The following is a 21,089-nucleotide window of genomic DNA, read 5'->3' as shown; positions in this document are numbered from 1 at the left end:
GAGGCGTCGGATGGCTGCCGGCTTCCTGGATCGTTCCCGCATCGTCGCACCACCGGGCTGGAGCCGCTGGCTCGTGCCGCCCGCCGCGCTCGCCGTCCACCTGTCGATCGGCCAGGCGTACGCATGGAGCGTCTTCAAACCCCCGCTGGAGAAGACCCTCGGGCTCACCGGCACGCAGAGCGCGCTCCCGTTCCAGCTCGGCATCGTGATGCTCGGCCTCTCGGCGGCGTTCGGCGGGACGCTGGTCGAGCGCAACGGCCCGCGCTGGGCGATGTTCGTCTCGATGGTCTGCTTCAGCTCCGGGTTCCTGCTCTCCGCGCTCGGCGTGGCGACGTCGCAGTACTGGCTCGTAGTCCTCGGCTGGGGCGGGGTCGGCGGGATCGGGCTCGGGATCGGCTACATCTCGCCGGTGTCGACGCTGATCAAGTGGTTCCCGGACCGGCCGGGCATGGCCACCGGGATCGCGATCATGGGCTTCGGCGGCGGCGCGCTGATCGCCTCCCCGTGGTCGGCGCAGATGCTGGGCGCGGCGCCGTGGTCGGCCGGCACGGTCGCGACGGCGTTCCTCGTGCACGGCCTGGTCTACGCGGTCTTCATGAGCCTCGGCATCCTGCTGGTGCGGGTCCCGGCCGACGACTGGAAACCGAAGGGCTGGGAGCCGAAGACCGACCACGGCAACGCGATGATCACCACCGCGAACGTGTCGGCGCGCAACGCCATCAAGACACCGCAGTTCTGGTGCCTCTGGGTGGTCCTGTGCTTCAACGTCACGGCGGGCATCGGCATCCTGGAGAAGGCGTCGCCGATGATCGCGGACTTCTTCCGCGAGACCTCGACCCCGGTCGGCACCGCGGCCGCGGCGGGTTTCGTCGCCCTGCTCTCGCTGACCAACATGCTCGGCCGATTCGTCTGGTCGTCCACTTCGGACCTGGTGGGGCGCAAGAACATCTACCGGCTCTACCTCGGCGCCGGTGCCCTGCTGTACCTCGTGATCGCGCTGACCACCAACGCCTCGAAGCTCGTGTTCGTCCTGTGCGCCATGCTGATCCTGTCCTTCTACGGCGGCGGCTTCGCGACCGTCCCGGCGTACCTGAAGGACCTCTTCGGCACCTACCAGGTGGGGGCGATCCACGGGCGGCTGCTGACCGCGTGGTCGGCGGCGGGTGTGCTCGGCCCGCTCATCGTCAACGCCATCTCCGACAGCCAGAAGGCGGCGGGCAAGGTCGGCCCCGACCTCTACTCGACGTCGCTGTTCATCATGATCGGCCTGCTGGTCGCCGGATTCGTGGCCAACGAACTGGTGCGGCCGGTCAAGCCGAAGTTCCACGAGCCGGTCCCCGCCGGCGAGCCCGCGAGGAGTGAGGCCCGATGACCGAACAGGCTCCGGAGCGCCGCCGCACCGGGCTGATGGTGCTGGCCTGGCTGTGGGTCGCGCTCCCGTTCGCCTACGGCGTCTACGAACTGTTCCGCAAGGTGGTCCAGCTCTTCGGCGGCTGAGTAGGGTCGGCCCTGTGGGAGTTCTGGTGACCGGGGCGTCGCGTGGCATCGGCCGCGCGATCGCACGGGCCTTCGCGGAAAAGGGCGACCGTGTCGCCGTCCATTACGCCTCGAACCGGGAGGACGCCGAGCGGACACTCGGCGAGCTGCCGGGGTCCGGCCACGGGCTGGTCCAAGGCGACCTCTCGGATCCCGAGGTGGCGCGGCGGGTCGCCGACGAGGCCGAGGCGCTGGTGGACGGTGTCGGCGTCCTGGTGAACAACGCCGCCTTCGCGCCGTCCGCGGCGTCGGCCCATCCGCCTGCCGAAGTGTCCTATGCGGACTGGCAGCGGATCTGGCGGCGGATGCTCGACGTCAACGTGCTCGGCACCGCGAACGTGACCTTCTGCGTGACGCGGCACATGATCGAACGCGGCGTACCCGGCCGCGTGGTCAACATCGGCTCGCGGGGCGCTTTCAAGGGCGAGCCCGACTTCCCCGCGTACGGCGCGAGCAAGGCCGCGCTGCACTCGCTCGGGCAGTCGCTCGCCGTCGCGCTCGCCCCGCACGGGATCGCGGTGACCTCGGTCGCACCCGGCTTCACCGCCACGGACCGGGTCGCGGCGAAGCTCGACGGCGCGAGCGGGGAGGTACTGCGCGGGGAGAGCCCGTTCGGCCGGGTGGGCACACCGGAGGAGGTCGCGGCGGCCGTGGTCTACCTCGCCTCCGCCGAGGCCACGTGGGCGTCCGGCGCGATCCTCGACCTCAACGGCGCGTCGCATCTGCGGATGTGAACTGGATCACCCGTGCAGCATTGACGGCTTCCCGCGCGTCTAAGGAACGTGCACAAGCTGGGGAAGGTCCTCGTCGCCGCGCTCGCGGCGGCGGTGTTCGGCGGGACCGCGTACGGATACACGACGTTGGAATCGCTGGACGGCGTCTCCCGTGAGGACGTGATCGACGCGCCGGAACCGGGAGAACAGCCCGCCGACGGGTCGCTGGACATCCTCCTGGTCGGCCGCGATTCCCGGACCGACCAGCAGGGCAACCCGCTGCCGCCGGAGATCCTGCGCGAGCTGCGGGCGGGCGCGAACGGTGACGACCTGACCGACACGCTGATCGTGATGCGCATCCCGAACGGGCAGCAGGCGGTGAAGGCGTTCTCCATCCCGCGTGACTCCTGGGTCACGGCACCGGGTGGGAACGACAAGAGCAAGATCAACGAGATCTTCGGTCGCACCAAGTTCGCGAAGGCGGGCGAACTGCGCAAGGCGGGCAAGACCGACAAGGCCGAGATCGAAAAGCAGGCGATCACCGCCGCACGGAAGGCGACCCTGAAGGCGGTCGAGGAGCTCAGCGGGATCAAGATCGACCACTTCGCGGAGGTGAACCTGCTGAGCTTCTACGAGATCAGCAAGGCCGTCGGCGGGGTCGAGGTGTGCTTGAACAAGGCGACCAAGGATCGCGATTCCGGTGCGGACTTCCCCGCCGGAAGGCAGACGATCCAGGGCGCGGACGCGCTCGCCTTCGTCCGCCAGCGCAAGAATCTGCCCCGGAGCGACCTCGACCGCGTGCGCCGTCAGCAGGTGTTCCTCGCCGGGTTGGCGAAGCAGACCCTTTCCGGGGGAACCCTGGCGAATCCGGCCCGTGTCTCCGAACTGATCGCCGCGGTGAAGCGTTCGGTCATCATCGACAGTTCGTGGGACCTGCTCGACTTCGTGCGGCAGATGCGCGGCGTTTCCGGTGGCGGCATCGCCTTCGAGACGATCCCGGTGGTCAACCCCGACTATCGCTACGACCCGAAACATCCCACGTGGACCGCCGTGCAGGTGGATCCCGCCCAGGTGCGCGCCTTCGCCGCCTCGCTGATCGGCACCCCGCCCGCGACGCCGCAGGCGCCCGCCGGGCCCACCGTCGACGTCGTCAACGCGAGCGGTAAGGACGGCCTCGCCGCCCGGATCTCGGATCTGTTGGCGGAGAAGGGTTTCAAGAAGGGCGACACGAAGGCCGAAGCCCAGCGCCGGACCTCCGTGGTCCGGTTCAGCGACGCGTCCGAGCGCGCGGCGGAGGTCGCGAAACTCCTCGGCGGGCTCACCGTCCAGCAGGCCGATTCCGTTCCGGCCGGCCATATCGAGGTCGTCCTCGGCCAGGTCTACAAAGGACCGGGTTCGTCCTCCGGTGGCGGGGGAGCGGCCGGTCAGGGAGACCAGCCGATCACCGCCGACACCGAGGGATGCATCGACTGACTCAGGCCAGCGTGCCCGAGGCTTCGATCACCTCCGGCGCGGGGGCGTCCGGGCGCAGGCGCCGTCGGAGCCGCACGATCTCCGCGAGCGGAGCGCCGCCGGTGATCTCGATCGCGGCCAGCGACGGCAGCGTGATCCCGGCGTCCAGCAGGCGGCGCACCTGTCCGGCGTCGAGCGTGAGCACCCGCACCGAGGTCAGTTCGGCGACGCGCTCCAGTTCGGGCACGTCGAGACCGGCCAGGCCCAGCCTGATCAGCCCGGGGATCCGCGCCAGCGGGCCGAAGTCGATCGGATGCGTGACCCCGGCGAGGGAAAGGCTCCACAGAGTGGGATGCCCGGCGAGGCCGGCGAGATCCACCTTCGCGGTTTCGATGCGCGCCACTTCGAGGACCGGGAACACGGACAGGTTCGCGACGACCGCGTCGGCGCGGTTGACCCGCAGATGACGCAGTGACGACAGCGGGCTCAGGACCGCCAGATCCACCGAGCCCGGGTCGTTGAGATACAGCTCTTGGACGAGTTCCGGATCGGCGACGCCGTCGAGGTCCGTCGTCTCGGTCAGCACCTGATCGTGGGAGCGGAACGGTTCGTCGTGGAAGGCGGCGTCGGCGATGAGGTACGGCGATTCGGGCTCGTCCCGGTCGTATTCGCCCGCCTTCAGCGCGCGGATGACTTCTTCCATCATCCCGGTGATCGAGGGCGCGACGTACCGGATGGGACCCCAGACGTTCCGCCCGTACTCGAGCACTTGCCCGCTCTCGCCGTCTGCCGCGGGATCGAGATCGACGGCGATGAAGTCCCCGGCGTGATCGCTGCCGAAGGTGATCCACCAATCGTTGCGGGACAACCGTTTCACCCGGCCCGCGGGCATGGTCTCGTAGACGACGCCGTCTTCGGTGACGGGGTCTTCCCAGCCGTAGGAACCGGGATCGCCTTCGAGGTACCGCTCGACGAGCAAGGGGAGCGGATCGTGGGCGTAGCGCCCCAGCAGCCCGGATTCGTCGTCCCAGCCCGTGACGCGGAACAGCGCGCGAAGGTCTTCGGGCAGCCGTGCGCCGATCCTGTCCTCCGCCTCGGCGAGTTCGGCTTCCGTGCGGCCGGGTTCCCACCGCGGCGCGTGTCCCTTGATCTCCTCGTACAGCCGGGAGAACTCCGTGGCGAGGGCGGTGACCCGCGCGAGCACCGCCGGGTCGGTCGGCGCACCGGTCGGCCGCGACCGCGCGGGCAGCGGGAGACCCGGCAGCGGATGCCCCGGATAGCGGAAGTCCTGATCGAAGTGGAGCCACGCGGGCGACATGGTCTTGACGTCCGGCGTCGCGACGAAGGTGTACTCACCGGTGTTGTCCAGCCGGACTTCGTAGACCGACACGGGCAGCGGGAGGACCAGATCCGCCAGCGCCGTCATGTCGGGGTGGAGGTACTGACCGCGGTCGGTCGACGATTGCACGGAGAACCCGCCGCCCGAGTTGTTGATCCGCAACACGGCGGTGGTCCAGTCCGCTTTCGCGCTCTTCCGCAGCAGCTCCGCCAAGGCGCGGGCGAGGTCCCCAGGTTCCATGGCGCGAACCTAGCGGGAGGGTCCGACAGAACTGCTAGGGCGTGGGCTCCAACCGCACCACGATCGCCTTCGACACCGGGGTGTTCGACTTGTCCGCCACCGAGTCCAGCGGTACCAAGGCGTTCGCCTCGGGGAAGTACGCCGCGGCGCATCCGGGCGCCGTCGGGTAGGAGACCACCCGGAACCGCGGGGCCCGGCGGTCGCCGTCCCGCCATTCCGAGACCAGGTCGACCATCGCGCCGTCGGTCAGCCCGAGCGAGTCCAGGTCGCCGGGGTTGACCAGGACCACGCGCCGGGCGTCCTCGATCCCGCGGTAACGGTCGGAAAGGCCGTAGATCGTGGTGTTGTACTGGTCGTGGCTGCGCATCGTCTGCAGCAGCAGCCTGCCTTCGGGCACTCGCGGATACTCGAGTCCGGAGACGGTGAAGTTCGCCTTGCCGTTGGCCGTCCCGGTGAACTGCCGGGAATCGCGCGGCGCGTGCGGGAGGACGAACCCGTCCGGCTCACGGACGCGGGCGTTGTAGTCGTGGCAGCCGGGGACGACGCGCGCGATCCGGTCGCGGATGAGGTCGTAGTCGCGGTGGAAGTCCCGCCACGGCACGGCGTGCCCGGCACCCAGCAGTGCTTCCGCGAGGTGGCAGATGATCGCGACTTCGGAAAGCAGGTGCTCACTCGCCGGGGCGAGCCTGCCGCGTGAGGTGTGCACCTGCGACATCGAGTCCTCGACGGTGACGAACTGGTCGCCGCCCGCCTGCGTGTCGCGTTCGGTGCGGCCGAGGGTGGGCAGGATCAGCGCGGTCTTGCCGGGAACGACGTGCGAGCGGTTGAGCTTCGTCGACACGTGCGCTGTCAGCGAGCACGACTTGAGCGCCTTCTCGGTCAGTTCGGTGTCCGGCGTGGCGGAGGCGAAGTTGCCGCCGACGGCGAAGAAGACCTTGCCCTTGCCGTCCCGCATCGCGCGGATCGCGGCGACCGTGTCGTACCCGTGCTCGCGCGGCACCTTGATGCCGAATTCGGCGTCGAGATTGTCCATAAAGGACTCCGGCATCTTCTCCCAGATGCCCATCGTCCGGTCGCCCTGGACGTTCGAGTGCCCGCGCACCGGGCACAGGCCCGCGCCCGGTTCGCCGATCATGCCGCGCACCAATGCCAGGTTCGCGATCTCGGAGATGGTCTGCACCGCGTGCTTGTGCTGCGTCAGGCCCATCGCCCAGCAGTAGATGGTCCGTTGCGACGTCGCGATCATCCGCGCCAGCCGTTCGATCTGCTCACGCGGAAGCCCGGTCGCGGCGCTGACCTCGGACCAGTCGATCTCCCGCAGGTGGTTCGCGTAGTCCTCGAACCCCTCGGTGGACGACTCGACGAACGCGCGGTCGACGATCGTGCCCGGCGTCTCCCGCTCCCACTGGAGCAGCAGATGCCCGATCGCCTGGAACAGCGCGAGGTCGCCGCCGAGCCGGATCTGCGCGAACTCGTCGGCCAGCGGGGTCCCCTTGCCGATCACGCCGCGGACGTTCTGCGGGTTCTTGAACCGCATCAGGCCGGCTTCGGGCAGCGGGTTGACCGCCATGATCTTCGCGCCGTTGCCCTTGGCCTCCTCCAGCGCGGACAGCATGCGCGGGTGGTTGGTGCCCGGGTTCTGGCCGACCACGACGATCAGATCGGCCTTGTGGATGTCCGCGAGCGACACCGAGCCCTTGCCGATGCCGGTGGTGGCCGCGAGCGCGGCACCGGAGGACTCGTGGCACATGTTGGAGCAGTCGGGCAGGTTGTTGGTGCCGTAGGAGCGCACGAGCAGCTGGTAGAGGAACGCGGCCTCGTTGCTGGTGCGGCCGGAGGTGTAGAAGATCGCCTCGTTCGGATCGCTCAGGGCCCGCAGTTCGTCGGCGACCAGGGTGAACGCGTCGTCCCAGGAGATCGGCTCGTAGTGCGAGGCGCCTTCGCGCAGCACGAACGGCTCGGTGATCCGGCCCTGCTGACCGAGCCAGAAGTCGGTCTTGTCCGCGAGGTCGTGGATGGAGTGCTCGGCGAAGAACTCGCGGCCGACCCGGCGTTTGGTCGCCTCCTCGGCGACGGCCTTCGCGCCGTTCTCGCAGAACTCCGCGAGCTTGCGGTGCTCGCCGTCGGCCTCCCGCGGCTCCGGCCAGGCGCAACCGGGACAGTCGAAGCCGTCACGCTGGTTGAGCAGCCGCAGCGTCTTCACCGTGCGCGCGGCGCCCATCTGCTCCATGCCGCGCATCAGGGAGACGGCGACCCCGGGGATCCCGGCCGCCCAGCTCTTCGGTTTCCCGACCTCGAGCTGTGTCTCGTCAACGTCGTTCGCGGGTGCTTCGCGGGTCATGCCACCATCGTGCGCCTTGCCGTCCGGGGGCGCGACCGAGGGTCGGCCGACGACGTCGCGTTTCGTCCTCTGAACGCGGTCCTTGCGCGGGTCAGGCGTCGGTGACGATCCGGGCGATCTGCGATTCGTCGAAGGGGAACCAGGGCGTCTCGTTGACGCCGCGTTCCTGCACCGCGTTCACCGTCACCGCGGCCACGAGCAGCACGATCAGGCCGACGACCGCGGCGATCCCCGGCCACCGGCTCGAACCCGGCTCGCGGTAGCCGCCACCGGCGGCCGCGGCCGCCTTGCGCTGCTTGCGGCGCTTCTTCTTGAGTTCCTTCTTCGCGCCAAGCCAGGCGTCCAGCTCGGCGTGCTTCTGCCAGTCCGGGTCGACCAGGTCCGGGTGGGTCTCGATCCGCCGGTCTTCTTCGTCCATCTCGGTCCTCTTCCCCCGGGTTCGGCTACTCGCAGTTGCCCGTCGAGGGCAGGGGTTTCGTCGGGTCGTACGTGTCGGCTTCGTCGACCGCGATCGCGCCGTCGACGGGTTTGCTCTTGTCAGCGTACTGGGGCGCGAGGATGCCGGTCTTGATCGCGTCACACGCCATGTTCGCGTGGTAGCCCGCGCCCTCTCCGAAGCCGAGTCCGGCGTCGGCCTTCGCGAACGGCGGGGCTTTGCGGATCACGTAATCCTGTTCGTCCCGGAGGAACGGGACGATGTCCGCCGGCCTGCGGGCCTCGCTCGGAAGCGCGTCGAAGGCGTAGGCGGTCGTGTAGCTCGCGTGGACGATCAGCTCGCCCTCGTCGCCGGGCTTCGCCGTGAGCGAGCCGGTCATGCGCGGGCGCACCTGCAGCAGGCGGTTCGGGCCGATGAGGGTCAGGTACCTGCCCTTTTCGACGGTGAGCGCGTTCGTGAGCGTCGGTTCGAGCCGGACGCGCTCGTTCGGGGACAGCAGGGCGAGCAGTTCCGAACCGTCGTGGTTCTGCAGCGCCCGGGAGCCGAGCCGGGCGGCCGAGATGGCCTCCGTGACCGTCCGATACGCCACGTCGACCTCCTTCGCGGTGAAGCCGCCGGTGGCCTGCCCTGGCGGCACGGTGATCCCGGCGAGCCCTTCGGCCCAGGTCGCGGCGGGCGTGCGGTCGAAGGGTCGGTTCAGGTCGACCCCACCAGACAGCGGAGCCGCCTTCGGAGGTTGACCGAAGCCGGGGACGTCGTTGATCCCGCGTCCCTGTACCCGGTGCACGACCACCGCCGCGACCACGAGCGCGATCAGCGCCAGGACGAACACGGGACCGCCGGACACCCGGAAACCGCGGCGCGAAGCCTGCTTCCGCCGCTTCCTGAGGTCCTTTTCCGCGCCGAGCCAGGCGTCCACTTCCGCGTGTTCGCGCCAGTCCGGATCCATCAGGTCCGGATGCGTCTCCAGCCGCCGGTCTTCCATGAGCCAGCCCCTCCCCAGTGCGTGACGACATCCCCTCATCGGCTGGGAACGGCGGGCGTTACGGCCGGTGAGGATGCCGGATGACGGGGTTCGTAGACTTGTCAACTGTGACCGAGAACGCCCAGCAGCAGCAGACCGACCTACCGGGTGCCTGGAACCCGGCCGACGAAGAAGCCTCGCTCTACCAGCGTTGGGTAGACGCCGGGTACTTCACGGCCGACCCCACGTCGGACAAGCCGCCGTTCACGGTAGTCATCCCGCCCCCGAACGTGACCGGCTCGCTGCACATCGGGCACGCGTTCGAGCACACCCTGATCGACGCCATCACCCGCTACCACCGCATGCTCGGCGACGAGACGCTGTACCTGCCGGGGATGGACCACGCGAGCATCGCCGTCCACGCGCTGGTGGAGAAGCAGCTCCGCGCCGAGGGCACCAGCCGCCGCGAACTCGGCCGTGAGGCGTTCGTCGAGCGCGTCTGGCAGTGGAAGCAGGAGCACGGCGGCCGCATCCTCGCCCAGATGAAACGCCTCGGTGAGGGCGTCGACTGGACCCGTGAGCGGTTCACCATGGACGACGGCCTGTCCAAGGCCGTCAACACGATCTTCAAGAAGCTCTTCGACGACGGCCTGATCTACCGCGCGGAGCGGCTGGTCAACTGGTCGCCGGAGCTGCGGTCGGTGCTGTCCGACGCCGAGGTGAAGCACGAAGAGGTCGAGGGCGAACTCGTCTCGATGCGCTACGGCGACGGCGAGAACGCGATCGTCGTGGCCACCACCCGGATGGAGACGATGCTCGGCGACACCGCCGTCGCGGTCCACCCGGACGACGAGCGCTACACGCACCTCATCGGCACCGAGGTCGAACTGCCGCTGACCGGGCGCCGGATCCCGATCGTCGCGGACAAGCACGTCGACCCGGAGTTCGGCACCGGCGCGGTCAAGGTGACCCCCGCGCACGACCCCAACGACTTCGAGATCGGCCAGCGGCACGACCTGCCGATGATCACGATCATGGACGAGCAGGGCCGGATCGACGGCACCGGCACCGAGTTCGACGGCATGGACCGGTTCGAGGCCCGCGTCGCGGTGCGGGAGAAGCTGCGCGAGCAGGGCCGCATCGTCGCCGAGAAGCGTCCGTACCTGCACAGCGTCGGGCACTCCGAGCGCTCGAAGGAGCCGATCGAGCCGCGGCTTTCGCTGCAGTGGTTCGTGAAGGTCGGCCCGCTCGCGAAGGCCGCCGGCGACGCGGTGCGCGACGGCCGGGTGAACGTCCACCCGCCGGAGATGGAGAAGCGCTACTTCGACTGGGTCGACAACCTGCACGACTGGTGCATCTCGCGTCAGCTGTGGTGGGGCCACCGCATCCCGGTCTGGTACGGCCCGAACGACGAGGTCGTCTGCGTCGGACCGGACGAGGAGCCGCCCTCGGGCGAGGGCTGGACCCAGGACCCGGACGTCCTCGACACCTGGTTCTCCTCGGGCCTGTGGCCGTTCTCCACCCTCGGCTGGCCGGAGAAGACGCCGGATCTGAACAAGTTCTATCCGACGTCGGTGCTGGTCACCGGCTACGACATCCTGTTCTTCTGGGTCGTGCGGATGATGATGTTCGGCCTCTACGCCACCGGCGAGGCGCCGTTCAAGACCATCGCGCTGCACGGCATGGTCCGCGACCAGTTCGGCAAGAAGATGTCGAAGACCGCGGGCAACGGTGTCGACCCCATCGAGTGGATGGACCGCTACGGCACCGACGCGCTGCGTTTCACCCTCACCCGCGGCGCCAACCCGGGCACCGACGTGCCGATCGGCGAGGAATGGGTCGCGGGCTCCCGGAACTTCACCACGAAGCTCTGGAACGCCACCAAGTTCGCGATGATGAACGGTGCCGACGCGAACGCCCCGCTGCCCGCCGCGGCGGAACTCACCGAGGCCGACCGCTGGATCCTCGGCAGGCTCGGCACGGTCGTGGACGACGTCACCGGCTACCTGGCGGACTACCAGTTCGCCAAGGCCACCGACACGCTCTACCAGTTCACCTGGACCGAGCTGTGCGACTGGTACCTGGAACTGTCGAAGGTCCAGGTGTTCCAGGGCGACGAGGCCCGCGTGACGGCGACGCGCGCGGTGCTGGGGCACGTGTTCGACACCGTGCTGAAGCTGCTGCACCCGTTCATCCCGTTCATCACCGAAAAACTGTGGACGGCGCTGACCGGCCGCGAGTCGCTGGTGATCGCCCCGTGGCCGGTGGCCGACGTCTCGTACGCCGACCCGGTCGCCGACAAGCGGATCGCGGACGTGCAGAAGCTGGTCACCGAGGTCCGCCGGTTCCGCGCGGACCAGGGCCTCAAGCCCAGCCAGAAGGTGGCCGCGCGGCTGTCCGGCGACGGGTTCGCCGAGATCACCGGGCACGACGAGCCGATCCGCTCGCTGGTCCGGCTCACCCAGCCGGAAGAGGGCTTCGCGCCGAGCGCGTCGATCGAGGTCGGGCTGTCGGCCGGTGTCGTCACCGTCGAGCTGGACCTGTCCGGCACGATCGACGTCGCCGCGGAGCGCAAGCGCCTGCAGAAGGACCTCGGCGCCGCGGAGAAGGAACTCGCGCAGGCCGAGGCCAAGCTCGGCAACCAGGCGTTCATCGACAAGGCGCCGGAGCCGGTGATCGGCAAGATCCGGGCCCGCAAGGAGACCGCGGTCGCCGACATCGAGCGCATCAACGCCCGGCTGGCGACACTGCCCGCCTCCTGACGCGTGTTATGAACGGGACTTTCATTGCAAAATTTGCAATGAAAGTCCCGTTCATAACATCAGCGGAGGTGCCGCAGGATCACCGCGGCCACTCCCGCCATCCCGGTGCGGTAAGGGTGGTAAGCCGCCGCGGCGAGCAGGTTCGTGTGCTGCCCGTTGATCCACGCCGCACCCTTCGGCGCGCAGGCGTCGTGCCCGGCGGACGGGCCGAAAGTGTCCACAAAGGACGACTTGCCGTCGGCGGCGACGGCCTTCTCGATCGCCGAGTTCAACGCCTTCTCGACGTCGTTGAGCCAGGCGTAGTCACCCTCGGCGAACGGCAGGATCTTCGGGCAGTAGCCGGATTCCGGGGCGATCCGCGGGTAGCCGATGACGAGCACGTCGGCGCGCGGCGAGCGGGCGTGGATCCCGGCCAGCACCTTCTCGACGTTCTTGCCGGTATCGGCGATCTTGGCCTTGACGGTGTCGACCCCGCCGACGGTGAACCTGTCCTGGCAGGGGTTCCCGGTGGGGTCGCTCGCCCGCAGTGACGGGCAGGTGCCGACCAGGGTGCCGAAGACGCCGTAGTCGTTGCCGCCGATGCCGAGGGTGACCAGGTCGGTCCGTGGGCTCAGGGCGCTGAACTGCGCCGGGTTGCGGCCGAGGAACACGCTCTGCGGCTGCGTCATGTTGGTGGTGTCGGCGCCGCCGCAGCTGATGTCGGTGTAGGAACGGACCCGCAGCGCCGCGGCGAGGATCGACGGGTAGTTCTGCGTCGATTTGCCGCAGAAGAGCGGATCGAACCGGGGGAGCGGGATGAGCGGCCCGGAGGTGTAGGAGTCACCCAGCGCGACGTAACTCCGGTAGGACCGCTCGGCGGCGGTGGCCGCCGTGGTGGAGACGATCAGCAGGACGACGGTCGAGACGGCCGCGAAGAGTACGCGTCTGAAGCGCATGAGGACCCCGATCTCCGGACTGGATGGCCTCTCAAAAATGAACCGCGTCCGGCCGGTCCGGCGCCGCCGATCGGGTGGTCGGGCCCCGGCTTCACCCGCTTGGGGTGTCACATCGGGTGATCATCTTCTCCTTTGCGGTACACGAGGAGGTAGCGGAAGAAGAGCAGGTTCCGGAGTTTGCTCCCGGGCAGCAGCCGAGCCGCGTCGTGCCGGATCCGGCTCATCGGCGGGTACGTCTCCACGATCGGCGCCGACGGCAGCGGATCGATCCCGCCGTTCAGCCGCTCACCCGTGTACACGACCACCCTGGCCAGTGCGTTGACCGGCGAGGCCACGAGCGCGCGGGCGTAGTCGCCGGGTGTGCTGGGCCTGCCGAGACCGAGGACGGCCAGCACCCCGCCGGGGACCAGCGCGTCCCGCAGCTTCGTGACGGTGTCGAACGGCACGTGGTGGATCGAGGCGAGGCAGGAGATGAAGTCGTACGCGGCCTCCGGCAGTTTTTCGGCGGCGACGTCGGCCTGCCGGTAGGAGATGGTGCCCGGACCCGGCGAGCCGGCTGCACGGGCGAGGTCGATCATCGGGCCGGACCGGTCGATCGCCTCGACGTGCATCCCGGTCGCCGCGAGCCGCCGCGCGAACCGGCCGGCGCCGCAGCCGACGTCCAGCGCGACACCCGGGCCCGGGGGCAGCTGATCGAGCAGCAGCGGATGGTAGTGATCGTTGTGGTTGAACCCCATGCGTCGAGAGTGCCAGCAAAGCCGCACGTAGACTCGGCATGACCATGAGCAAGGCTTAAGAGGAGAGTTCGTGCCGCGAGGTGACGGCCGGGATTCCGAAGAATTCGCAGAATCCCCGGACCTGGCAGATCTGGACAGTTTCGCCGGTGTGGACGAATTGGGGGCACGTGCCCACGATCCGTCCGACGACACCGACCCGGATCTGGACGCACCCGACGCCGCGTACCAGGCGGGCGGCGGGGCGGGTGGCGGCATCGGCGGGATCGGGCAGCTGGGGGACAACCTCGCGCTCGGCCCGGTGCCGGACCTCGTCGCGCCGGAGGACGTGGAGCTGCACGAACTGGACGACCAGGGTGACGACGTCGCCCCGGCCGACCCGAACGGGCAGCAGGCACGCCGCGAGCTGCTCGCGGTCGAGGCCGAGCTGAACCTGCGCTGGCCGGAGACGAAGATCGAGCCGTCCCTCACCCGGATCGCGGCGCTGGTCAACCTCATGGGCGAGCCGCACCGCGGCTATCCGGTGCTGCACGTCGCCGGGACCAACGGCAAGGGCTCGACCACCCGGATGATCGACGCGCTGCTGACCCGCATGGGCCTGCGCGTCGGCCGGTACACGAGCCCCCACCTGCAGCTGGTCACCGAGCGGATCGCCCTCGACGGCGCCCCGATCTCCGCCGCCGCGTACGTCGATCTGTACCGCGACGTCGCGCCGTACGTGACCATGGTGGACAACGCGGGCGGCGCCGACGCGGTGCCGATGAGCAAGTTCGAGGTGCTCACCGGCATGGCGTTCGCGGCCTTCGCCGACGCGCCCGTCGAGGCCGCGGTCGTCGAAACCGGCCTCGGCGGCTCGTGGGACGCCACCAACGTCGTGGACGGCGAAGTCGCCGTCATCACGCCGATCGGTGTCGACCACGTCGAGTACTTCGGCGGCGATCCGGCCAAGGCCGCGGTGGAGAAGGCCGGGATCATCAAACCCGGCAGCGTCGCGGTCATCGCCGAACAAGAGCCCGAAGTGCAGAAGATCCTGCTGGAACGCGCCGTCGAGGTCGACGCGAGCGTCGCCCGCGCGGGCAGCGAGTTCGGGGTGCTGGAGCGCGAAATCGCCGTCGGCGGGCAGATGCTGAAACTGCAGGGCCTCGGCGGGGTGTACGACGAGATCTTCCTGCCGTTGCACGGCGCGCACCAGGCCGCCAACGCCGCGCTCGCGCTGGCGGCCGTCGAAGCGTTCTTCGGCGCGGGCAAGGACAGGCAACTGGTCGTCGAAGCCGTCCGCGAGGCCTTCGCCGAGGTCGAGACCCCCGGCAGGCTGGAGCGCGTCCGCGCCGCACCGACCGTGCTGCTCGACGCCGCCCACAACCCGCACGGCGCCAAGGCGCTCGCCACCACCGTCGCCGAGGAGTTCGCGTTCCGCCGCCTCGTCGCCGTGGTCGGCGTGATGGCCGACAAGGACGCCCGCGGCATCCTGGACGCCCTCGAACCGGTCGTTTCCGAGATCGTCGTCACCAAGAACTCGTCGCCGCGCGCGATGCCGCTCGACGAACTCAACGACATCGCCATCTCGATCTTCGGCGAAGACCGTGTCGTCGCCGAAGCGAGCCTCGACTCCGCGATCGAAACGGCCATCGGCCTCGTCGAGCAGAGTGACGACCCCGAGGAGCCGCTGGCGGGCGGGGGCGTGCTGGTCACCGGTTCGGTCGTCACGGCGGGCGAGGCGAGGACCCTGTTCGGTAAGGAGCCGGCGTGACCGACGAGACCCCGAAGCCGCCCGCCAAGGACCCGATGAAGTCCTTCCGCGGCGTGATGGCCGGTTCCCTGATCATGGAGGGCATCACCGTCGCGCTCGCGCTGCCGGTGGTGGCGAAACTCGGCGGCGGGGTCGGCTCGCTCACCGGCTGGTCGGTGATCGTGATCGCGGTCGCGCTGATCGTGCTGTGCGGTTTCCTGAAGAAGCCGTGGGCGGTGCCCGCGGTGCTCGCGCTGCAGGTCGCGCTGATCGCGTTCTTCGTCGCGCTGCCCGCCGTGGCGATCCTCGGGGTGATCTTCCTCGGGATCTGGCTGTGGCTGTTGTGGCTGCGGCGCGACGTGGCCCGCCGGATGGCGGCCGGGACGCTGCCCAGCCAGCAGCAGCAACCTCAGCAGTAGGCCTCGTGAGTGGTAATGACGGTTAGAACCGTCATTACCACTCACGACGTTTGCTTACCGCAGCCGCACCACCTTCAGCTCCGGTGACCTCGCGATGTCCGCGGCGCAGAACCGGCCTCGTACCCAGCCACCCCGCGAATACAACCGCGTTTGGTCGGCGAAATGCGGTGACGTGACGTCGGTCGACTGCGAGTACGTCAGGATCGTCGAGACGTCCGGGCAGGCCTTGCCATCGAACCCGACCACCTGCACGTAACTGGATCCGTGGACGACCTCGTGGTTGCCCCTGGCCGGATCCCACAGTGCCGTGATCACGTTCAGCACGCCGAGGTCGCCCGGTCCGCCGTGGATCGGGATCCGCTTCCCGGCCCGCGTCACCGTCTGGTGGTCGCCGAGCCTGCCGTCGACCGGGATGCCGTTGGCGCGGAATTCGGCGAGCGTGTCACCGAAGGCCTTCCGCACGTCGGGATTCCCGGTCGCGAGGGTGTTCGGTGTGGTGACCGGCCGATTCGGGTCGAACGGGACCTGCCAGATGCCCCGCAGCCCGCCGATCCGGTCCACGAACCGCTCGAAGAAGAGCGCGCCGCGGCTGTCGAGCCGGAAGGTGTGATCCCAGGAAGCCAGTGTCGCGCAAGCGTTGCCGACGGGCACCGGCCCCGACGTGGACGGAGCCTGCCCGCCCGGGAAGGCCGCGCACATCTTCGCCGTGTCGGCGGCGGCGAGTGCCGCGGTGCGGCTTCGGCCGCGATACAGCATGTCCTTCATCGACGATGGCGTGAATCCCTTGCCCGCCAAGCCTTCTTCGGTGGCGATCAACGCTTCCCGGGTCCGGTCCGACCGCTGGGTCCCGGTCGAGCCGACGATCCGGGGGAGCGGCGCGATGGGCGCGCGGGCGTTGGAGAGCCAGGCGCTGTCGTTGGCGTTGAGTTCGTAGTCGCGTCGTTGCTGCAGCGGCAGCCGGGACGGCGCGAACAGGCCCGGTTCCAAGGAGCCCGGGTCGGAACCCCAGTCGCACGACGATCGTGAACCGTCCAAAATGGAGAGTCCGGTGCCCGGGAAGAGCGCCCGGCCCAGCGGGGTCCCGCAGTCCGCCGCCCGCTCGTCGGTGACATGCGGCACGACCTGGATGTCGCTGTACAGCGCGTTTCCGGCCCTGTCCGTGGCGATGGTGTTGACCCACGGGACGCCTTGGGTGCGCGCGAGCGCGTCGGCGACGTCCGTGGTGCTGCGTGATCCGGCCAGTTCGAACCAGGCGTTGAGGCCGCGCAGGTTCCCGGCGTTCCCGTCTCGCAGCGCGTGCGCGGACTTCGTCGTCCATGGCGTGGGCACGCCGAACGCCGAACCGAGGACCTGGCCGTACCGGGTCCCGTGGAAGGTGCGGGCGACCTGCCGGCGCTCGCCGTTCGGCTCCCGGACCTCGACCTTCACCTCCTGCGCGGTCATCTTCTCCGGTTTCCCGTCGACCAGGTACGTCGTCGGGTCGCCGGGTGCCAGCGGGACTTCGAACAGGCCGAAGGTGATCGCCGTCGACACCGTATGCGTCCACGCGACGTCGGCGTTGTGGCCGATCTGCGGCAACGGGAGCCCCAGCAGGCTCCCGCCCGCGACGTCGAACCGGCCGGGAATGGTCAGTTGTGACTGCCAGAACCGGCGCCCGCCCTGCCACGGATAGTGCGGGTTCCCGAGCAGCAGGCCACCGCCGGACTTCGTCCCGTCGCCGCCGACGGCGATGCCGTTGCTGCCGAGTTCGCCCGTCTTCATCGTCTCGCGGAGGCCGTCGGCGATCTTCGGCGCGGACTCCGGTCCCGCGGCCGGAACGTCCTTTGTGGACGGAGGCTGCGTGCGGACGAGATCGGAGGCGAGCAAGCCCTGCCCGCCCACCGAGGAGACGGCGTAGAAGTGCCGGTAGAAGTCGAGTTCGGTGATCGGCCGGACCCAGTCCGCGCCGCGGCACACCGGGTCGGTGATGCGCTGGACGCCGGTCTGCTTCAGGTACGCGTTGTACCCCGCGACGTATCCGGCCGCCAGCTCCCGGACCTCGGCCCGCGGGCCGTGCGGCGCGGGCCGCGCGAGAAGCCGCTCGATCACTCCCGAGTCGTTGATCCGCTGGAAGTGCAGATCGCTGTCGAGGTTGTTCTCCGCCTCGCTCATCGCCGGATCGCCCCGGCCGCCCGCGCCGAAGTACGCGGACCGCCGCGCGGACACCGTCAGATAGGTGTTCGCGAGTTCGCAGATGTTGTCCTCGGCCGCGGCGAACCCGTAGCCGTAGCCGAGGCCGTCGAAGTCCTTCGCCGCGATATGCGGGATGCCGTACTCGGTGTACCTGATCACCGCCTGCGACCGGCCCAGCTCGTCCGCCGACGAGACCCCGGCCGTGGCACTCGACACCGCCAAAGCCGCCGTGAGCAGCACGAGACCGCGCTGGAATCCGCGCATCGTTCCCCCATCCGGATCGATCGTCCCCGTGATCGAAAGTACCGGCGCCGACACGGGGAGGCATCGACCGAACGGTTGAGCAGGCTGCCACCCGTTCGTTCATCGCCAGGTCAACCGCCGTTGGCCCACCGGCCGTGGCCGCGGGATAGAACCGCGCCATGACCGCTTCCCACCACAACCGCCGCACACTGCTCAAAGCCGGTCTCACCGGCGCCGGAGCCGTCGCGGGCGGCCTGCTCGTCCCCGGAATCGCGACCGCGGATCCCGTCCCGTTGCTCCGCCGCGACCGGCCGGTGCTCACCCACGGTGTCCAGTCCGGCGACGTCACCACCGGTTCCGGCATCGTCTGGTCGCGTGCCGACCGGCCTTCACGGCTGATCGTGGAGGTCTCCAGGGATCCGTCGTTCCGGCACGCGCGCCGCGTGCGCGGCCCGGTGATGAGCCCGGAGACCGGCGGGACCGGCAAGGTCCGCGTCGCCGGCCTCCTGCCGGGGACCGAGGTGCACTACCGCGTCACCGCCGAAGACCTCGACGGCCGTGCTCGCAGCGAGGCCCTCACCGGCCGCTTCACCACCGCCCCGGTCGGCCGGTCGGACGTCCGGCTGCTGTGGTCCGGTGACGTCGCCGGGCAGAACTGGGGCATCAATCCCGAACGCGGCGGTATGACGATCTACCGCGCGATGGCCGACCGGCGGCCGGACCTGTTCCTGCACTGCGGCGACACGGTGTACGCCGACGCGCCGCTCACCGAGACCGTCGCGCTGCCCGGCGGCCGCGTGTGGCGCAACATCGTCACGCCGGAGAAGGCGAAGGTCGCCGAGACGCTCGATGAGTACCGCGGCCAGTTCGCCTACAACCTCCTCGACGAAAACCTCAAGCGGTTCACCGCGAACGTGCCCGCCTACGTCCAGTGGGACGATCACGAAGTCGTGAACAACTGGTACCCGGGTGAGATCCTCAACGACCGTCCCGAGTACACCGAGAAGCGCGTCGACGTGCTCGCCGCCCGCGCGTTCCAGGCGTTCCACGAATGGCACCCGATCGACCGGCGCCAGGCCGTCGACGGCCGCGTGTACCGCAACTTCCGCCACGGCTCGCGCGCCGAGGTGTTCGTGCTGGACATGCGGACCTACAAGGACGCCAACACCGCCGACCAGACCAAGCCTGGCCGGATCCTCGGCGACCGTCAGGCGCACTGGCTCGTCGACGCCCTCGACCGCAGCACGGCCACCTGGAAGATCATCCAGGCCGACCTCCCGATCGGTCTCACCGTTCCGGACGGCAAGGCCATCGAGGGAGTCGCGAACGGCCTGCCCGGCGCTCCCGGCGGGAGGGAGACCGAACTCGCCTGGGTGCTGAGGGAGATCTCGCGGCGCCGGGTGCGCAACGTCGTCTGGCTGACCGCCGACGTGCACTACACCGCGGCGCACCACTACTCGCCGGATCGCGCGTCGTTCACCGATTTCGATCCGTTCTGGGAGTTCGTGTCCGGCCCGCTCAACGCCGGCGCGTTCGGCCCGAACACCCTCGACCCGACGTTCGGGCCGGAGGCGGTCTTCGTGCATGCCCCGCCCGCCGCGAACACCTCGCCCGCGGACGGGTTCCAGCACTTCGGAGAGGTCAACATCGACGGCGCGAGCGGTGCGCTCACGGTCGATCTGCGCGACGCCACGGGGGCGTCGCTGTGGTCGAAGACCCTGCAGCCGCAGCGCCGATGATCCGGGCGGATAAGCTCCGGGCGAATAGCACGAAACCCACCCAAGGAGAAATACCGTCGTGACTGAACGCACGCTGGTCCTCGTCAAGCCCGATGGCGTCGCGCGCGGCCTCGTCGGCGAGGTCATCTCGCGCATCGAGCGCAAGGGCCTGAAGCTCGCCGCCCTCGAACTGCGCACCGTCGAGCGCTCGGTCGCCGAGGAGCACTACGCCGAGCACAAGGAACGCCCGTTCTTCGGCGACCTCCTCGAGTTCATCACCTCGGGCCCGCTGGTCGCGATCGCCGTCGAGGGCCCGCGCGCCATCGCCGCCTTCCGTCAGCTCGCCGGCGGCACCGACCCGGTCGAGAAGGCCACCCCGGGCACCCTGCGCGGCGACTTCGCCCTGGAGACCCAGTACAACCTGGTGCACGGCTCGGACTCCCCGGAGTCGGCCGAGCGCGAGCTCAAGCTCTGGTTCCCCGAGGTCTGACACACTCGTGGGTGGCGCGGGAACACCGCGCCACCCACGGATCTGGGGGTTTCGATGACGCCGGACGAGTACCTGGCACGACTGCGGGAACTCACCGCCGGTTTCGCGCGGGTCGCGCGCACCGGGGACCACACCGCTCCCGTGCCGTGCTGCGGCGACTGGCGGCTGCGTGACCTCGTCGTCCACCTCGGCAACGTGCATCGCTGGGCGGCCGGGATCGTCCGTACCGGTGAACCCGCCCCGCAGATCTTCGAAGCCGAACCGGACGGGGATCTCGCCGCCTGGTACGGCGAAAGCGCGGACGGCCTGATCGAGGCCTTGCGTGAGGCCGCCCCGGAAGACGGCGCCTGGAACTTCACCGCCGCCGTCAAGACCAAGTCTTTCTGGTTCCGCCGCCAGGTCCACGAGACCGCGGTGCACCTGCTCGACGCGCACCGCGCGGCCGGGACCGAGTACACCCTCGAACCCGCCCTCGCCGCCGACGGCGTGGACGAGGTCCTCCTCGGCATGCTGCCGAAGATCAAGCGCTGGCACACCCCGCCCGCGGTCACCGTTCCGTTGCTGCTGAAGACCTCCGACACCGGACACGCCTGGCTGATCACGCCTCCCGCCGAGGACGTCCCGGGCTCGCGGCGGGCCGATCCCGCCGAAGCCGCGGAAGCCGTCGTCGAAGGGCCCGCGGAAGGGCTGGATCTGCTGCTGTGGCAACGGGTCGGCCTCGACGGTGCGGGCCTCGAAATCACCGGTGACGCCGCGGCGGCCAAGACGTTCCTCGCCGGGCCGTTCACACCCTGATCTTCGGCGCCCTACGCCGTTCGGTTCACGTTCACCTCCGGGTCTTCTCCTGGCGGCTCGCGTCCGCTGTG

At 69.6% G+C, this 21,089-nt stretch carries 17 protein-coding genes; 10 read left to right on the top strand and 7 right to left on the bottom strand.

What is annotated here, in order from left to right:
- Positions 1-10 precede the first annotated feature (10 nt).
- The 4 genes from SD37_RS31270 to SD37_RS31260 are packed head-to-tail and all read left to right on the top strand — an operon-like array spanning position 11 to position 3,722.
- Complete coding sequence (locus SD37_RS31270) at positions 11-1,372, top strand: L-lactate MFS transporter (protein WP_044855966.1); 1,362 nt, start codon at positions 11-13, stop codon at positions 1,370-1,372.
- Positions 1,369-1,497, top strand: a complete 129-nt coding sequence (locus SD37_RS44145) for an MFS transporter small subunit (RefSeq protein WP_256376525.1) — start codon at positions 1,369-1,371, stop codon at positions 1,495-1,497. Before SD37_RS31270 ends, SD37_RS44145 begins: the two co-directional genes overlap by 4 nt.
- 14 nt (positions 1,498-1,511) lie before the next feature.
- Positions 1,512-2,270 carry an SDR family NAD(P)-dependent oxidoreductase gene (locus SD37_RS31265; protein WP_201788856.1) on the top strand — a complete coding sequence of 253 codons (759 nt, stop codon included), beginning with the start codon at positions 1,512-1,514 and terminating at the stop codon, positions 2,268-2,270.
- Positions 2,271-2,318: 48 nt separating this feature from the next.
- On the top strand, positions 2,319-3,722 hold the full coding sequence (locus SD37_RS31260; protein WP_044855967.1) for an LCP family protein: 1,404 nt from the start codon (positions 2,319-2,321) through the stop codon (positions 3,720-3,722).
- A 1-nt stretch (position 3,723) separates the two neighbouring features.
- Here SD37_RS31260 and SD37_RS31255 read toward each other — a convergent pair whose 3' ends face one another.
- The 4 genes from SD37_RS31255 to SD37_RS31240 all read right to left on the bottom strand — a co-directional run bounded on the left by SD37_RS31255 (position 3,724) and on the right by SD37_RS31240 (position 9,042).
- Positions 3,724-5,280: an SMI1/KNR4 family protein gene (locus SD37_RS31255; RefSeq protein ID WP_044855968.1), complete on the bottom strand. Its 1,557-nt coding sequence runs from the start codon at positions 5,278-5,280 to the stop codon at positions 3,724-3,726.
- A gap of 34 nt (positions 5,281-5,314) precedes the next feature.
- Positions 5,315-7,621, bottom strand: coding sequence for an FdhF/YdeP family oxidoreductase (locus tag SD37_RS31250; protein ID WP_044855969.1), 2,307 nt, complete (start codon positions 7,619-7,621; stop codon positions 5,315-5,317).
- Between the two features lie 91 nt (positions 7,622-7,712).
- Positions 7,713-8,039, bottom strand: a complete 327-nt coding sequence (locus SD37_RS31245; RefSeq protein ID WP_044855970.1) for a hypothetical protein — start codon at positions 8,037-8,039, stop codon at positions 7,713-7,715.
- Positions 8,040-8,064: 25 nt separating this feature from the next.
- The gene (locus tag SD37_RS31240; protein WP_044855971.1) at positions 8,065-9,042 is read right to left on the bottom strand and encodes a hypothetical protein; all 978 of its coding nucleotides are present in this window, start codon (positions 9,040-9,042) and stop codon (positions 8,065-8,067) included.
- A 107-nt stretch (positions 9,043-9,149) separates the two neighbouring features.
- On the opposite strand from SD37_RS31240, the gene SD37_RS31235 reads away from it, so the two are divergent.
- Positions 9,150-11,783, top strand: coding sequence for a valine--tRNA ligase (locus SD37_RS31235; RefSeq protein WP_044855972.1), 2,634 nt, complete (start codon positions 9,150-9,152; stop codon positions 11,781-11,783).
- 59 nt (positions 11,784-11,842) lie between these two features.
- On the opposite strand, the gene SD37_RS31230 is transcribed toward SD37_RS31235, so the two are convergent.
- On the bottom strand, positions 11,843-12,718 hold the full coding sequence (locus SD37_RS31230; RefSeq protein WP_044855973.1) for an SGNH/GDSL hydrolase family protein: 876 nt from the start codon (positions 12,716-12,718) through the stop codon (positions 11,843-11,845).
- A gap of 107 nt (positions 12,719-12,825) precedes the next feature.
- Complete coding sequence (locus tag SD37_RS31225) at positions 12,826-13,455, bottom strand: class I SAM-dependent methyltransferase (protein ID WP_044855974.1); 630 nt, start codon at positions 13,453-13,455, stop codon at positions 12,826-12,828.
- A gap of 70 nt (positions 13,456-13,525) precedes the next feature.
- Between SD37_RS31225 and folC the strand changes: the two genes are divergently transcribed.
- The gene (gene folC / locus SD37_RS31220; RefSeq protein ID WP_044855975.1) at positions 13,526-15,202 is read left to right on the top strand and encodes a bifunctional tetrahydrofolate synthase/dihydrofolate synthase; all 1,677 of its coding nucleotides are present in this window, start codon (positions 13,526-13,528) and stop codon (positions 15,200-15,202) included.
- Positions 15,199-15,600, top strand: a complete 402-nt coding sequence (locus tag SD37_RS31215; protein WP_044855976.1) for a DUF4233 domain-containing protein — start codon at positions 15,199-15,201, stop codon at positions 15,598-15,600. Before folC ends, SD37_RS31215 begins: the two co-directional genes overlap by 4 nt.
- Positions 15,601-15,654: 54 nt before the next feature.
- On the opposite strand, the gene SD37_RS31210 is transcribed toward SD37_RS31215, so the two are convergent.
- Positions 15,655-18,036, bottom strand: a complete 2,382-nt coding sequence (locus tag SD37_RS31210; RefSeq protein ID WP_044856051.1) for a penicillin acylase family protein — start codon at positions 18,034-18,036, stop codon at positions 15,655-15,657.
- A 158-nt stretch (positions 18,037-18,194) separates the two neighbouring features.
- Here SD37_RS31210 and SD37_RS31205 point away from each other — a divergent pair, with 158 nt between their 5' ends.
- Genes SD37_RS31205 through SD37_RS31195 form a run of 3 tightly spaced genes read left to right on the top strand, consistent with a single transcriptional unit; the run spans position 18,195 to position 21,018 of the window.
- Positions 18,195-19,754, top strand: a complete 1,560-nt coding sequence (locus SD37_RS31205) for an alkaline phosphatase D family protein (protein ID WP_044855977.1) — start codon at positions 18,195-18,197, stop codon at positions 19,752-19,754.
- 58 nt (positions 19,755-19,812) lie between these two features.
- Complete coding sequence (gene ndk, locus SD37_RS31200; protein ID WP_037310703.1) at positions 19,813-20,223, top strand: nucleoside-diphosphate kinase; 411 nt, start codon at positions 19,813-19,815, stop codon at positions 20,221-20,223.
- Between the two features lie 54 nt (positions 20,224-20,277).
- Positions 20,278-21,018 carry a maleylpyruvate isomerase family mycothiol-dependent enzyme gene (locus tag SD37_RS31195; RefSeq protein ID WP_044855978.1) on the top strand — a complete coding sequence of 247 codons (741 nt, stop codon included), beginning with the start codon at positions 20,278-20,280 and terminating at the stop codon, positions 21,016-21,018.
- Positions 21,019-21,089: the final 71 nt, after the last annotated feature.

The sequence above is a fragment of the Amycolatopsis orientalis genome (assembly GCF_000943515.2).
Classification (GTDB): Bacteria; Actinomycetota; Actinomycetes; order Mycobacteriales; family Pseudonocardiaceae; genus Amycolatopsis; species Amycolatopsis orientalis.
This window is presented reverse-complemented; position numbering and strand designations above follow the sequence as displayed.

Excerpts from the sequence above, each read along its gene's own strand:
- SD37_RS31270 (WP_044855966.1), top strand. The coding sequence starts at position 11 with ATGGCTGCCGGCTTCCTGGATCGTTCCCGCATCGTCGCACCACCGGGC.
- SD37_RS44145 (WP_256376525.1), top strand. The coding sequence starts at position 1,369 with ATGACCGAACAGGCTCCGGAGCGCCGCCGCACCGGGCTGATGGTGCTG.
- SD37_RS31255 (WP_044855968.1), bottom strand. The coding sequence starts at position 5,280 with ATGGAACCTGGGGACCTCGCCCGCGCCTTGGCGGAGCTGCTGCGGAAG.
- SD37_RS31250 (WP_044855969.1), bottom strand. The coding sequence starts at position 7,621 with ATGACCCGCGAAGCACCCGCGAACGACGTTGACGAGACACAGCTCGAG.
- SD37_RS31245 (WP_044855970.1), bottom strand. The coding sequence starts at position 8,039 with ATGGACGAAGAAGACCGGCGGATCGAGACCCACCCGGACCTGGTCGAC.
- SD37_RS31240 (WP_044855971.1), bottom strand. The coding sequence starts at position 9,042 with ATGGAAGACCGGCGGCTGGAGACGCATCCGGACCTGATGGATCCGGAC.
- SD37_RS31230 (WP_044855973.1), bottom strand. The coding sequence starts at position 12,718 with ATGCGCTTCAGACGCGTACTCTTCGCGGCCGTCTCGACCGTCGTCCTG.
- SD37_RS31225 (WP_044855974.1), bottom strand. The coding sequence starts at position 13,455 with ATGGGGTTCAACCACAACGATCACTACCATCCGCTGCTGCTCGATCAG.
- SD37_RS31210 (WP_044856051.1), bottom strand. The coding sequence starts at position 18,036 with ATGCGCGGATTCCAGCGCGGTCTCGTGCTGCTCACGGCGGCTTTGGCG.
- SD37_RS31205 (WP_044855977.1), top strand. The coding sequence starts at position 18,195 with ATGACCGCTTCCCACCACAACCGCCGCACACTGCTCAAAGCCGGTCTC.
- SD37_RS31195 (WP_044855978.1), top strand. The coding sequence starts at position 20,278 with ATGACGCCGGACGAGTACCTGGCACGACTGCGGGAACTCACCGCCGGT.